Source organism: Nesterenkonia sp. HG001 (genome assembly GCF_034438835.1).
Taxonomy (GTDB): Bacteria; Actinomycetota; Actinomycetes; order Actinomycetales; family Micrococcaceae; genus Nesterenkonia; species Nesterenkonia xinjiangensis.
Genome location: NZ_JAOSZD010000012.1, coordinates 41,992 through 55,164 on the forward strand (window position 1 = coordinate 41,992; position 13,173 = coordinate 55,164).

Consider the following 13,173-nt stretch of genomic DNA (forward strand, 5'->3'; position numbering starts at 1 on the left):
CGCCGTCGCTCAGGTGTGGTCGGAGATGCGGTACTCGAGGATCTGCTGGCCTGCGGAGTAGCTGCGCGAATGGACGAGCTCGAGGTCCCGCACTCCGAGACCGTGTGGTGTGAAGCTGCGTCGGCCTCCAGCCAGGGTCGGCACGATCCGCAGCCTCAGCCCGTCGACCTCACCCGCCTCGAACAGGCTCGAGACCAGGCTCAGGCTGCCCCACACCACCACCTCGCCGGAGCTGTGCTCCTTGATCCGGCGCACGCTCGCGACGCCGTCGCCGCTCTCGACCCTCGCCGGGGCCAGCGAGCCCCATGGAGCTTCCTCCAGGCGGGAGGACACCACGTGCTTGGGCCGCGGGTTGATGATCCCGGCCAGGAGATCCTGCTCCGGGGTGACCTTCGGCCAGTGCCCGGCGAACAGCCGGTAGGTGTTCGCCCCGAGGATGATGGCGTCCACGTCCGTCCATCGGGCGACGGTGTCGACGTCGCAGCCTCCGGCGTCCACGGTGGGCGGCACGTGGTCCATGCCCCCGTCGGCGTCCTGGGCGCAGCCGTCGGCCGACACGATGAGGTCCACGATCAGCCGCCCCATCAGAGACCCTCGCGATGCAGAGCCGGTCCGGACGTCTCCTCGAGTGCTCCCAGGTGGACGGCGAGGATCTCCACGGCCTGCTGCCACCCGTCGTGGACGCCGTCGTCGCCGGGCCGGCCGGCTGTGCCACGCAGGGTGAAGACCATCCTTGTCCTCTCTCCGTCACCGTCCAGCGTCACGGTCGCCACCGGTGAGGCCCCGGGTGCGGCCTCGGGCGAGGCCCAGGTGAACACCAGGCGGGAGGGCGGTGCGACCTCCAGGAATTCACCTCCGGTGGGATGGGCGGCGCCGGTCGCGTCCTCGATCATCGTGTAGCGATACCGTCCACCGACCCTGAGGTCCACGTGGATCGAGTCCAACGGCGTGGAGAATCCGGCCGGATGGAACCAGTGGGTGAGATGCCGCGGATCGGTCCAGGCCTGCCAGACCGTGGTCACGGGGGCCTCGAAGGTACGGGTCAGGGTGAATTCGGGGGATTCGGTCTCGTCAGTCATCGTTCTCCTCCAGTGTGGTCAGGTGGTGCTCGAGCAGGTCGAAGCGCTCACTCCACTCGCGGCGGTGCTGCTCGACCCATGCGGCAGCGGTGTCCAGGGTCTCTGTGCGCAACGACAGGGTTCGCCATTGCCCGTGGGCCGTGCGTTCGATCAATCCTGCGGTCTCCAGCACCTTCAGATGCTGGGAGATCGCCGGGGCGCTCATCTCGAAGGCGCCGGCCACCTCGCCGACGGTCGCGGGCCGCGTGGAGAGGCGGGTGAGGATCTCACGCCGGGTGGGATCTGCCAGCGCTGAGAAGGTTCTGCTCAGGGGGTCCTTGCCAGCCAATGTAGTATCTCCTTAATTAAGGAATAGCTTAACTATAGCTCGAGATCCGGTGCCGTCAAGGGCGAGGATCCCGTCAAGCCTCCGCGAGACCTGCTCCCGCCGGGATCAGATCAGCGTCAGCTCGCGCAGTTTGGCGGCGACGTCGTCGTTGCTCGGCTCCACATGGTGGGAGCCGTCCGGGTAGACCACCACCGGGATGTTGGTGCGTCCGGAGATGTCCCGGGCGACGTCGGCGGCGTCCACGTCCTGCTCCAGATCGATGTACTCGCAGTCGAGGCCCAGGCCGTCCAGCTGGGCCTTGGTGCGTCGGCAGTCGCCGCACCACTGGGCGCCGAACATGCGGATCTTCGGAGTCGGTTCAGCAGTCGTCATCGTGTCCTCTCGACATGTCCGGAGCGGAGCGCTCCACACTCTCGCTGGAAGCAACCGTCGCGATCGTCGAAGAATTTCCTCCGCAGCTGTCGATCTGGCACACCCCTGTGCGTCATGATGTTGTCGGGCCATACGGTGCGACATCCGTCGACCCCGCAGAAGGCTGACCGCCCGTGTGCGGCGCCCGGGGCCAGAGACTGAGGAGTCACCATGAAATACGCACTGCTGCTGATGGGCCGCACCGACGACGCCGGCTGCGGCGATCACGGAGGGGCCGACCCGGAGGAGTTCTTCGTCTTCGATAAGGAGATCACCGAGGCCGGCGTCGTCGTCACCTCCTTCGCCCTGGAGGACCCGGAGCACGGGGTCCGGGTGAGCAGCGACGACGACGGCGCCCGTGTGGTCACGTCAGGTCCCTTCGCCGAGGTCCAGGAGTTCGTCGGCGGAACCTACATCATCGAGGTCGCTGACATCGACGAGGCCCTCTCCTGGGCACGTCGCAGCCCCGGCTCGGCACCCGGCGGGCACGTCGAGGTCCGCCCGGTGGCCCCCTACTGAGCCCTGTGAATCCAGGTGACCATCGCACACGACGCCCCTGGGAGCGCCGCTGAGGATGCCGCGCACCGGGTGATCACCGGCCTCGGTCGGGACGCCCGGGCGCGGATCCTCTCCGCGCTCGCCCGCCGCTTCGGCGACCTCGACCTGGCCGAGGACATGATGCAGGAGGCGCTCCTCCAGGCCCTCCAGGTGTGGCCCGAGACAGGGGTTCCGGACTCGCCCGAGGCGTGGCTGATGACCACCGCTCGGCATCGGGGCATCGATGCCCTGCGGCGCCGGAGCGTGCTGAGGCAGAAGCTGCCGCGGCTGCGCGTGGAGCAGGAGCGCGCCCCGGTGCCGCAGGCCCTGGACGACCCCGCCGCCGTCGTCGGCGATGAGCATGATCTCATCCACGACGACAGGCTGGGACTGTTCTTCGCCTGCGCGCACCCGCTGCTCAGCCAGGAGGACCGGATCGCGCTGACCCTTCGGTTCCTGGGCGGACTGAGCACCACCGAGGTGGCCCACGCGCTGCTGCGGCCGGTGCCCACCATGCAGCAGCGCATCGTGCGGGCCAAGCGGCGCATCCGCACGTTGGGCATCGCCTTCGGAGTGCCCCGCCGAGACGATCTGCCCGAACGCCTGGCCGGGGTCCAGCGCGTCATCTACCTCCTCTACGCGGAGGGCTTCACACGCTCGGAGGGAACCACCCACACCCGCGAGGACCTCACCGCCGAGGCCGTCCGGCTCGCCCGGGTGCTCCGCGAGCTGATGCCCGGCTCTGCGGAGACCGCCGGACTGCTCGGGCTGATGCTCCTCACCCAGGCCCGTCGCCCGGCGCGCACCGACGACGACGGCAGGCCGGTTCCGCTCGCTGAGCAGGACCGGACCCGCTGGGACGGGCGGATGATCGATGAGGGCATCACGCTGACCGAGTCCGCCGTGGCAGCTCCGGGTGCGGGCCCATACGCCATCCAGGCGGCGATCGCCGCTGTCCACGCTGAGGCCGATGGCTGGGAGACCACCGACTGGGCTCAGATCACCGTGCTCTATCAGCTGCTCCAGACCCACGACGACGGCCCTGTGGTGCGTCTGGCCGGTGCGGTCGCCCATGGGCGGGCCCACGGGATGGATGCGGGCCTCCGGCGGCTCGACGCGCTCGCCGCGGAGCCCGCTCTGGACCGGTTCCGACCCTTCCACATCGCCCGTGCCCTCACCCTGCAGGAGCTCGGCGAGCCGCACGATGCCGCCGCCGCGTACCGGCGTGCCCTGGAGCTTCCCGGCAACGAAGCCGAGGGGGAATATCTCGCGGCCGCGCTCGCCGGGCTGGAGGATCAGCGCGGCTGAGGGTCCGACGTGAGGGGCAGCAGCACCGGCGATGTCTGCTGATGCGCATTCGCGCAGGGGAGATGAATCCATTACGCTCGTGCGAGTTGAGAACTATTCGCATTAGAGGGGTGCCATGCGACCTGGAGCCGATGCCGCCGTCCACAGGCCACCGCCCCGTCCAGATGCCATCACCAGGCCGGGGAGCCTGACAGCCCTGATCCCCACATCGGGTGCGACCCCAGAGCACTCGGACCCCCGTGGCTCGACGCCGTCACCCAGGTCCTGGAAGATCGGGCTGCTCGCCACCGGGCTGCTGCTGATCCTTGCCTTCTCCGTCCTGATCGCCATCGGGCTGGGCTCCGCCGTCGTGCCCCCGCAGGATACCGCGCGCTACCTCTGGACCGCCGTCGTCGGCGGCACCATCACCCCGGAGGAGCTCACGCGGTACCAGATCGTCTGGAACATCCGCGTGCCACGGGTCCTGCTCGCCGCCGTGGTCGGCGCCGGTCTCGCCGCCGTCGGCGCCGCTATCCAGGCGCTGGTCCGCAACCCGCTGGCGGACCCCTACATCCTCGGGGTCTCCTCCGGCGCGTCCGTGGGAGCGGTGACGGTCTCACTGTTCGGGGCGCTGTCCCTCCTGGGCATCTACGCGGTCTCCGTCGGGGCCTTCCTCGGAGCGCTGGGCGCGACCCTGCTGGTCTACGCCATCGCACACAGCCGGTCCGGCATCACTCCGTTGAAGCTGGTGCTCACCGGAGTGGCGCTCTCCTTCGGCTTCCAGGCGATCATGAGCGTGCTGATCTACTTCGCGCCCAGCGCCGAGGCCACCTCCATGGTCCTGTTCTGGACGATGGGCTCCTTCGGTGCGGCCACCTGGGGAGGGCTCCCCGTCGTGGTGGTCGTGGTCGGGCTCGGAATCCTGGTGCTGCGTCGGTCCAGCCGCGCCCTCGACGTCATGTCCCTCGGAGACGAGTCCGCGGCCTCCCTCGGGGTGGACACCGCGCGGACACGCCGGCTGCTCTTCGCCGTCACCGCGGTGATGACCGGAGCGATGGTGGCCCTCAGCGGAGCCATCGGATTCGTCGGCCTGGTGATCCCACACATCACCCGGATGATCATCGGCGCCTCCCATACCCGGCTGCTGCTGATCTCCCCGCTGATCGGCAGCATCTTGATGGTCTGGGTAGACCTGCTCGCGCGCACCGTCGTCGCTCCGCGAGAGCTGCCGCTGGGCGCCCTGACCGCGCTGATCGGGGTCCCGGTGTTCATCCTCCTGATGCGTCGGCGCGGCTACGTCTTCGGAGGCCGCTGATGGAGATCACCTTCGACGACGTCACCGTGGACATCCACGGCGCCCGGCTGCTGGACGCCCTGCAGCTGAGCGCCGGCTCCGGAGAGGTCCTTGGCCTGATCGGGCCCAACGGCTCAGGGAAGTCCACCGCGCTGCGCTGCGTCTACCGCGCGTTGAAGCCCACCTCAGGAGCAGTTCTGGCGGGGGAGCGGGACGTGCGAGCTGTCTCCATCCGGCAGACGGCCCAGCAGATCGCGGCCCTCACCCAGGAAGGTTCCGCGGACTTCGACTTCACCGTCGAGGAGGTCATCGCCTTCGGCCGGGCCCCGCACAAACGCGGCAACGAGCCGCTGACCATCCGCGAGCAGGCGATGTGTGCGGAGGCCATGAGGCGGGTCGACGTCGCCCATCTGGCCGGGCGCGGAATCCTCGCCCTCTCCGGTGGGGGGCGTCAACGGGTGCTCATCGCCCGCGCCCTGGTGCAGCAGCCGCAGGTGCTCATCCTCGATGAGCCCACCAATCACCTCGACATCCGACATCAGGTGGAGCTGCTCTCCATGGTGCGGGCCGCCGGGCTCACGGTCCTGGTGGTCCTCCACGATCTCAATCTCGCCGCGGCGGTCTGCCACCGGCTCGGGGTGCTGCACGAGGGGCGTCTGGTCACCTCCGGAACACCGGAGGAGGTGCTGACCCCGGAGCTGCTGGAACGGGTGTTCGGCGTCGAGGCGACCGTGGTGACCCATCCGCTGACCGGAGCCCCGCAGGTGCTCTTCTCGCTGACCACTCCTCACCACGCCAAGGAAAGGACCACCTGAGATGAACCCCCACCCACACCATGCCGCTCCGCCCACCCTGCGGCGCAGCGGCACTGCGGCGGCCTGTGCCGGGATGCTGCTGCTGACCGCCTGCGGCGCCACTGTGGAGGCGGAGGACGGCGATGCCGGCGTGCAGACCACCACTGTGGACAGATGCGGGGAGGCTGTGGAGTACACCACTCCGCAGCGCGCCGTGGTCTACGAAGGCGGCAGCGCCGACAAGCTCTTCGCCCTGGGCCTGGTCGACCACGTCCACGGCTACGTGATGCCCCCGGCCAATCCACCGGTGGAGGAGTCCCCCTGGGCCGAGGACTACGCCGCCGTCGAGTTCCTCTCCGACGACCTGCTCAACCGTGAGCTGGTGGTGGACGAGAACGCCGACCTCGTCGTCGCCGGATGGAACTCCGGCTTCTCCGATGACCGGGGGATCACTCCGGAGATCCTCGACGGCCTGGGGATCCAGAGCTTCATGCACGCAGAATCCTGCTTCAACTACCCCGGCCACGCGGAGCAGCACGCCCCCTTCGAAGGGCTCTACACGGACCTGGAGAGGCTGGGGCAGATCTTCGCCGTGGAGGACCGGGCCACCGAGCTGGTCGCCGAGTACCGAGACCGTGAGGAGGCCGTCCGGGACGCCGCGCCGGAGGGAGACCCCGTGCCGGTCTTCCTCTATGACTTCGGCACCGACCAGCCCTTCACCGCAGCCAATCAGGTGCCTCCGCACGAGATCATCGAAATCGCCGGCGGGGAGAACATCTTCGGGGAGGTCGACGCGCGGTGGACCGAGGCCAGCTGGGAGGCCGTCGTCGACGGCGAGCCGGAGGTGATCATCATTCTGGAGTACGGGGATCAGCCCGCGGAGGACAAGATCGAGTTCCTGAAACAGAACCCGACGACGGCCAACCTGCCGGCCGTCCAGGCCGACGAGTTCTACATCATGGACTACAACGAGGCGATCTCCGGACCACGGAACATCGATGGCCTGGAGAGCTTCGCGGAGTACCTGAAGGACTACGTGGAGCGACGCTGAGCACCGATGCGAGAACAAGCCTCCCCGATCCGCACGCCGGTTGTCGCGGACCATGCCTCCGACCGGGTGATCATCGCCAAGATCTGGCCCCTGCTGATCGCCGCCGTCGTCGGCCTGCTGCCCTTCACCGCGTTCTCCACGTTTCTGGTGCCGATCTCCGCCACGGCCGGAGCCCAGGAGTCGGTGGTGGGTGGGCTGCGCGGCCTCGGAGGTGTCACCGCATTGCTCACCGGCGTGATCATCGCCCCTCTGCTGGAGCGCTGGTCACCGCGGGTGGCGGCACCCGGGGCCCTTGTGCTGCTGGCGATCGCGAGTCTGCTGGCCGCCACCGGCAGCCTGGTGCCCCTGGTGCTGTTCTGTCTGCTGGTCGGAACGGCGACGGCTCTGCTGACCCCGGTGCTGCTCGCGGGGGCGACCCGCAGCTTCACCCGGGCGGGCGACGGCGGCCGAGCAGCCACCCTGGTCACCGCGACCCAGACGCTGGCCGCCGTGCTGGCGGCCCCGCTGCTGGGGGCACTCGCGCTGGCCGGCGGGTGGCGCATCCCCTTCGGCGCGGTGGCGCTGCTCGCGCTGCTGACGGCGTGCGCGCTCGCCGTCTCGTCCCGAGCCTCCTCAGCCACCCGCGGGGGCGCGTCGGGGCAGCAGCATGCGCCTCCTCGATACCTCCAGGCCTTCCGCCTGGTGAAGGGACGGAGGGATCTGCTGGCCGCCATCGGTGTCTCGACCATGCGCACCACTGCCTTCATGGGTCAGCTCGCCTTCCTGGCTGCCGTCTATGACCAGCGATTCGGCCTGCAGGCGGAGCTGTTCACTGTGGTGTGGACGCTTTCCGGAGCGGCCTTCTTCCTGGGCAACTATCTGGCTGGCCGGTGGGCCCGCCAGGTCGCAGGCTCGCGACGCAGGACCCTGATGCTGCTGGCCTCCGGCACGATCGGGGGACTGGCCGCGCTGCCTGTGGTGGTCCTCGTCCCGGGGCTTGGGGCGGCACTGGCCGGCACGGCTGTGCTCAGCTTCAGCCACGCGGTGCTGGCCGCGGGGGTGACCACGCTGATCGCACAGCACGGGGGTGAGCTCACCTCCGTGACGTTCAGCCTCAACGCCGCAGGTCAGAGCCTCGGAGTCTTCCTCGGTGCCGCTGTGGGCGGGCTCGGGCTGGCGTTGGCGGGACTGCCCGGGCTCGTGATCGCCCTTTCCGCTCCGATGCTCCTGGCCCTGGGGATGCTGACGTGGATGGGGCCGGCCGGAGCTTCAGCGGAGCCCGCCGAGACCCGGTGAGGGTGTGGCCACTCCCGCTCCTGCCCCATCGAGTGGTCGATTCGAAGGGATTCTCCCGGCCTCGTGCCCAGAAAATCCAGTCGAATCGACCACTCGATGGAAGCGGGGTAGTTCTGCCCGCCTCGGAGCCGACGCCTGGGTCGGCGGCTCACTTGGAGTCGAGTTCGTCGAGCAGCTCGACGGCGGCTCGGGCGTACTCACCGATCCAGCGGTCGTGGATCCGTTTGATGGGCAGCGGCGCCAGCGTGAGGTGACGTTCCCGGCCGATGCGCGTGCCGATCACCAGGCCTGCCCGCTCGAGCACCCGGAGGTGCTGGAGGACGGTGGTGCGATCCAACTCCGGGAAGTGCTCACACAGCTGCCCGGTGCTGCAGGAGCCGGACTTCAGGGCATCCAGCATCCTCCGGCGCGTGGAGTTGGCGAGAGCCTTGAAGACTCGATCGTCATCGGATCCCTCGGCAGGGGAATCCGCATCCGTGGAACCATTGACCTGCTGCGACGACATGTTGTAAAAATATCACATGAATACCACTGAGGAACTCACCGAACTGAGCTTCACCGTCTCCGCGTACATCGCGCGGCCCAGCGCGGAGGTGTACGACGCCGTCGCGGACCCCGCCCAGCTGTCGAGATACTTCACCACCGGCGGCGCCCGCGGGCGGCTCGAGCCTGAGGCGGAGGTGTCCTGGGACTTCGAAGACTTCCCCGGCCGCTTCCCTGTCACCGTGCTGGAGGCTGACCCACCCCGGCGCATCGTCATCGAATGGGAGGGCGAAGCCACCACGGACAGCCGCTCGGTCACCACTACGACCTTCACCTTTGAAGCAGTCGACGGCGACACCCGCACCCTGGTGACCATCAGCGAGTCCGGCTGGAGGGTCACCCCTGAGGGGGCGACCCAGGCCTTCGGCAACTGCGGAGGCTGGACCGGGATGCTGGCCGCTCTGAAGGCCTGGACTGAGCATGGGATCAATCTGCGCGAGGGCTTCTACCAGTAGGAGGGCCTCAGCCGGGAGCCGGGACGGTTCTGGAGGTGTCGGCGCGTTTCGGAAGGTGCTGGGCGGCCGCTCCGGCTGAGGCCGCCGAGTCAGGCATGGAACGGAACCGGAGCATTCCCGGAGCGGGTTCGGCCGATCATCGAGGCCCATGACACCTCGATGAAAGGCCGTGATGGCGATGACCGACGACTCCCTTCCCTCCTCCATCAGAGCCACCGCCCGCGAATGGGCCGGGCTCGTGCTGCTGGCGCTGCCCATGATGGCCCTGGCCACCGATCTGACGGTGCTCTTCTTCGCGTTGCCGACCATCAGCGCCGACCTGGCGCCCAGTGCCACGCAGAGCCTGTGGATCACCCACGTCTATGGGTTCCTCATCGCGGGGTTCCTGGTCACCGCCGGCCGTGTCGCGGACCGGGTCGGGCCGCGCCGGGTGCTCCTGATGGGCTCGGCGGCGTTCGCGGGGCTGTCGGTGATGGCCGCCTTCTCCACGAGCGCAGAGATGCTGATCGCCGCCCGTGCTGCTCTCGGCATCGCGGGAGCGAGCCTGATGCCCTCGCTGTTCTCCTTGCTGCGCACCATGTTTCAGGAGGAGACCCAGCGGCGGACGGCGATTGCGATCATGTTCAGCACCTTCACCGTCGGCGGGGCGGTCGGGCCGCTGCTCGGCGGAGTCCTGCTGGAGTCCTTTCTGTGGGGCTCGGTGTTCCTGATCAACGTTCCTCCGATCGTCCTGCTTCTGCTGGGCGGGCTGAAGCTGCTGCCGGAGCGGACCGAACGCAATCGCAGCCGCATCGACATGCTCAGTGTGGCCCTCTCCGTGGCGGGCATGTTGGCAATCATCTTCGGGTTCCAGGAGCTCGCCGTCCTGCAGGAGACCGGCGACGGGGTCGCCTGGCCCTACCTGCTCAGCATCGGCTTGGGTGCGGGGGTCATGACCCTGTTCGTGCTCCGGCAGCGCAGGCTCGCCGAGCCGCTCTTCGACCTGGCTCTGTTGCGCAGCCGCGGCGTCGCGGTCTCGCTGGGTGTGCTGCTGATGATGGGGGTCAGCGTCACCGGGATGTTCTACCTCTTCACCCAGCACCTGCAGTGGGTCGGAGGGCTGTCCCCGCTGCACGGCGCGTTCTGGACCTTGCCCTACATCGGTCTCAACATCGTCGGGGCGATGCTGGCTCCTCGCGCCGCGCAGCGGTTCTCCGCAGGGGCTGTCACCCTCTTCGGGCTGCTGGTCGCGGCCGGCGGTGCCTGCGGGCTGGCACTGACCACCGGGCTCGGGTCGTCGGTGGCCGCCATGGCGGTCGGCATCGCCGTCGTCGGGCTGGGTCAGGGGGCGGCGGGTGCGCTGATCGTGGATCTGATCATCTCCAGCGCTCCGGAGGAGAAGACCGGGTCGGCGGCGTCCGCCCAGGAGATCGGCGGAGAGCTGGGCAGTGCGCTGGGCATTGCGGCAGGTGGGGTGGTGGCTCTGCTCGCCTATCAGGTCGGTATGGCGGATGTGGACGTCCCGGGGGCTCCGAGATCGGTGGTGGAGACCGCGCGCCACAGCGTCCATGAGGGGGTCAGTGCGGCTCAGCACCTCACCGTGGGCGGGGGTCAGCTCCTGGAGCAGGTCCGTGACGCCTTCAGCCTGGGGCAGGTGGTCTATGCAGGTCTCGGAGCCGCCGTACTGATGACATCGGCTATCCTGCTGCTGGTGTCGCGGCGCGCGAGGCGGGGGTCCGTGACGGAGGCGGCCGCTCCGAGCGACTCGCGGTGACTTCCGGCGACGCACTGTGACTCACCGTGATCCCCGAGACGGTCTCACACGCGAGGATGGGGTCAGGCATGGGGACGTGGGCCGAACACCGGCCCGCGAGAAGAAGATCGCCCCGTTCGAAGAGAACCGGGCCTAGGATGTGGTCGGGAGCGACGATCATTCTTCAGGGTCATCGGACCAGGGAGAGGACCACCGCTGCGAAGCGGTGAGGAAGAGACTGACGTGGCAGGTGATCAGGGAACCCCGGGGCGGGCCGCCGCCGACGACGGGTCCGAGGGTGCTCTGCACCTCGTCGTGCACGTCAGGGCCGCCGTGATCCTGACGGACCAGCAGGGCGAGAGGTCCCGGCACCCGGACATGGCCGCCGCGCTGGACGCCGTCCGCAGATCCCATCAGGGTCACCTCTCGCCCATGCTCAGCGTGCAGGTGGACCCCTCGGTTCGGGACATCGTCGACGAGGGCTGCTGGACCCTGGACTACATCGAACCCGAACGGTGCGAGGGCCGCCCTCGGCAGGCGATGGACTTCCAGATCACCTATGACTCCTGGAGCATCCAGGCCCCCGGTGCGACCCCGCGGGACATCCCCGTGGAGCGCCTGCGAGACGAGATCGCCACAATCATCGTCTCCAGCGGGAAACCTGTGGAGGTGCTCGGTGACCTGCTGGGCATGACACCGGTCATGTTCGGGCTGGACCCCTCCGGGCACGTCGTCGCGATGCCTGAGGAGCTGGCCGTGCGGATCCGTACGGCCGAACCCGTGGAACCTGAGCCGGCCCCGATGTCGGCGGGGGGCTCCCGAAAAGCGCCCGAGGACTCCGCCGTCCCCGAGGGGCCCTCCGCCGCGGAGGCCGAGGGTGAGGGCGGCGAGGCGACCTCCAGTGAGGTCCGCACGCGCAGCGAGCGTCGGGCTCGTGAGGAACAGCAGGCCAAGAGACAGCGTCGACGGCGCGTGGCTGCCGCCGTCGTGCTGACCGGGGTGGTCGCCGTCGCCGGCTGGTTCTTCCTGATGAGGCCGGATGACGGTCAGGCAGATCCCGTGGCCACGCCCTGGCCGGAGCTGGTGGACACCGACGCCGATCTGCAGGCTGAGCATCCGATGCGGCTGTGGAGTCTCGATCCCTCAGAGGCTGACCAGCTCTCGGTCTTCTCCGCCGGGGTGCTCAGCTTTGACTCCGATGAGCAGACGCTGCTCCTGCGGAACGCGTTGACCGGTGAGATCGACGTCGAGTATGCGCTGGACTCCGAGCTTCTGTGGACCACTGAACTGCGGATCCACGGCGACGCCGCAGTCGGCGTGCGCACCCAGGAGGAGTTCGTGATCCTGACCATCGACGGGATCCAGCAGCGCTGGCCGATCCCGGAGGGCGCCGAGGTCACCGTCATGGGTGAGCTGCCGCTGCTCCATGATGGAGATGACGTCCATGTCCTTGTGGTGGATTCTGAGGATCCTGTGCGTCAGGAGGTTAACCCTGAGCTGATCACCGGTGCCGCGGACGGGGAAGGGGTCATCCAGGCTCGCCCGGGAGAGCCGGAGATCGTGTTCATCCCCTTCGACGAGGACGAATCTTCTCAGCGTACGGAGCTGGCCGCCCCTGCGGAGGAGGCGGACTTCAGCAAGCATCTCGCGGTGGGCCACGGTCATGCTCTCTCCCACTGGATGATCGAGGAGGACAGCTACTACGTGGTCCACACGGTGTCCGCTGGAGAGGTGACGGCCGTTCTCGAGACCACGACCCAACCGGCCGAGTCTCCTGCGTGGGAGATCGGACGGGGGATGGACCTGGCGATCATCGAGAATTATGCTGTGTCACTGACGACCGGTGAGCTGGTGGCTGCTTGGGAGAACGGGGAGTTCGCCGCCGCGCTGGGGCCTGCGGCGATCATAAAGACCGACGGGCACCGTCAGATCTTGCTTGACCAGCACGTCTATTCGGAATCAGACAGAGTGATAGGGGTGTCCCCTCGGGGGACGTTATGGGTGCGGCAGCCGGACGGATCGGTGGTTGCTCTCTCCCGGGATCGAGGGGATGCATGATGGTGCCAGTGAATCGTCCTTCAGGCATGCGTGCTGGCCTGGCCGCGGCAGTCGTGGTCGGCCTGGGGGCACCGTTGTCGACGATGCCGGCCCACGCGGACGTGGAGGAGCAGGTCTCGGAGATCCCCGCCGAGGTCGGGGTGGCGGAGGCCAGCGACGACGCGGAGCAGCAGGACCTGAGTACTCTCGACGAGCCGGGTGACGACGAGCCGGGTGACGACGAGCCGGGTGACGACGAGCCGGGTGACGACGAGCCGGGTGACGACGAGCCGGGTGACGACGAGCCGGGTGACGACGAGCCGGGTGACGACGAGCCGGGTGACGACGAG

The 13,173-nt window shown here is 68.7% G+C and carries 15 protein-coding genes; 10 read left to right on the forward strand and 5 right to left on the reverse strand.

The genetic code is table 11. The features are described from left to right. Positions 1 to 9: 9 nt before the first annotated feature. The 4 genes from ODE13_RS16050 to ODE13_RS16065 form a co-directional block, all read right to left on the reverse strand. A complete protein-coding gene (locus ODE13_RS16050) occupies positions 10 to 585 on the reverse strand; it encodes a dihydrofolate reductase family protein (RefSeq protein ID WP_322480163.1) in 576 nt (191 codons plus the stop codon). After that, a complete protein-coding gene (locus tag ODE13_RS16055) occupies positions 585 to 1,079 on the reverse strand; it encodes an SRPBCC domain-containing protein (RefSeq protein ID WP_322480164.1) in 495 nt (164 codons plus the stop codon). The genes ODE13_RS16050 and ODE13_RS16055 overlap by 1 nt, the downstream gene beginning before the upstream one ends. Further along, complete coding sequence (locus tag ODE13_RS16060; protein WP_322480165.1) at positions 1,072 to 1,407, reverse strand: metalloregulator ArsR/SmtB family transcription factor; 336 nt, start codon at positions 1,405 to 1,407, stop codon at positions 1,072 to 1,074. Before ODE13_RS16060 ends, ODE13_RS16055 begins: the two co-directional genes overlap by 8 nt. A gap of 105 nt (positions 1,408 to 1,512) precedes the next feature. After that, positions 1,513 to 1,779, reverse strand: a complete 267-nt coding sequence (locus tag ODE13_RS16065; RefSeq protein ID WP_322480166.1) for a glutaredoxin domain-containing protein — start codon at positions 1,777 to 1,779, stop codon at positions 1,513 to 1,515. Positions 1,780 to 1,989: 210 nt separating this feature from the next. Here ODE13_RS16065 and ODE13_RS16070 point away from each other — a divergent pair, with 210 nt between their 5' ends. The 6 genes from ODE13_RS16070 (at position 1,990) to ODE13_RS16095 (ending at position 8,056) form a co-directional block, all read left to right on the forward strand. Continuing rightward, the gene (locus ODE13_RS16070) at positions 1,990 to 2,337 is read left to right on the forward strand and encodes a YciI family protein (protein ID WP_322480167.1); all 348 of its coding nucleotides are present in this window, start codon (positions 1,990 to 1,992) and stop codon (positions 2,335 to 2,337) included. Between the two features lie 15 nt (positions 2,338 to 2,352). Further along, complete coding sequence (locus ODE13_RS16075; protein ID WP_322480168.1) at positions 2,353 to 3,663, forward strand: RNA polymerase sigma factor; 1,311 nt, start codon at positions 2,353 to 2,355, stop codon at positions 3,661 to 3,663. 115 nt (positions 3,664 to 3,778) lie between these two features. Further along, positions 3,779 to 4,957, forward strand: a complete 1,179-nt coding sequence (locus tag ODE13_RS16080; protein ID WP_322480169.1) for an iron ABC transporter permease — start codon at positions 3,779 to 3,781, stop codon at positions 4,955 to 4,957. Continuing rightward, positions 4,957 to 5,751, forward strand: a complete 795-nt coding sequence (locus tag ODE13_RS16085; protein WP_322480170.1) for an ABC transporter ATP-binding protein — start codon at positions 4,957 to 4,959, stop codon at positions 5,749 to 5,751. Before ODE13_RS16080 ends, ODE13_RS16085 begins: the two co-directional genes overlap by 1 nt. A gap of 1 nt (position 5,752) precedes the next feature. Continuing rightward, the gene (locus tag ODE13_RS16090; protein ID WP_322480171.1) at positions 5,753 to 6,781 is read left to right on the forward strand and encodes an ABC transporter substrate-binding protein; all 1,029 of its coding nucleotides are present in this window, start codon (positions 5,753 to 5,755) and stop codon (positions 6,779 to 6,781) included. A 6-nt stretch (positions 6,782 to 6,787) separates the two neighbouring features. Then, the gene (locus ODE13_RS16095; protein ID WP_322480172.1) at positions 6,788 to 8,056 is read left to right on the forward strand and encodes an MFS transporter; all 1,269 of its coding nucleotides are present in this window, start codon (positions 6,788 to 6,790) and stop codon (positions 8,054 to 8,056) included. 148 nt (positions 8,057 to 8,204) lie between these two features. On the opposite strand, the gene ODE13_RS16100 is transcribed toward ODE13_RS16095, so the two are convergent. Further along, positions 8,205 to 8,561 (reverse strand): metalloregulator ArsR/SmtB family transcription factor, encoded by a 357-nt coding sequence (locus ODE13_RS16100; protein ID WP_322480173.1) that lies wholly within the window; start codon positions 8,559 to 8,561, stop codon positions 8,205 to 8,207. 16 nt (positions 8,562 to 8,577) lie between these two features. Here ODE13_RS16100 and ODE13_RS16105 point away from each other — a divergent pair, with 16 nt between their 5' ends. The 4 genes from ODE13_RS16105 to ODE13_RS16120 form a co-directional block, all read left to right on the forward strand. Next, the gene (locus ODE13_RS16105; protein WP_322480174.1) at positions 8,578 to 9,054 is read left to right on the forward strand and encodes an SRPBCC domain-containing protein; all 477 of its coding nucleotides are present in this window, start codon (positions 8,578 to 8,580) and stop codon (positions 9,052 to 9,054) included. A 178-nt stretch (positions 9,055 to 9,232) separates the two neighbouring features. Beyond that, a complete protein-coding gene (locus ODE13_RS16110) occupies positions 9,233 to 10,807 on the forward strand; it encodes an MFS transporter (RefSeq protein WP_322480175.1) in 1,575 nt (524 codons plus the stop codon). A 222-nt stretch (positions 10,808 to 11,029) separates the two neighbouring features. Next, the gene (locus ODE13_RS16115; RefSeq protein ID WP_322480176.1) at positions 11,030 to 12,844 is read left to right on the forward strand and encodes a hypothetical protein; all 1,815 of its coding nucleotides are present in this window, start codon (positions 11,030 to 11,032) and stop codon (positions 12,842 to 12,844) included. A gap of 26 nt (positions 12,845 to 12,870) precedes the next feature. After that, positions 12,871 to 13,173, forward strand: a 303-nt coding sequence (locus tag ODE13_RS16120) for a hypothetical protein (protein WP_322480177.1), incomplete at its 3' end; no start/stop codon positions are given.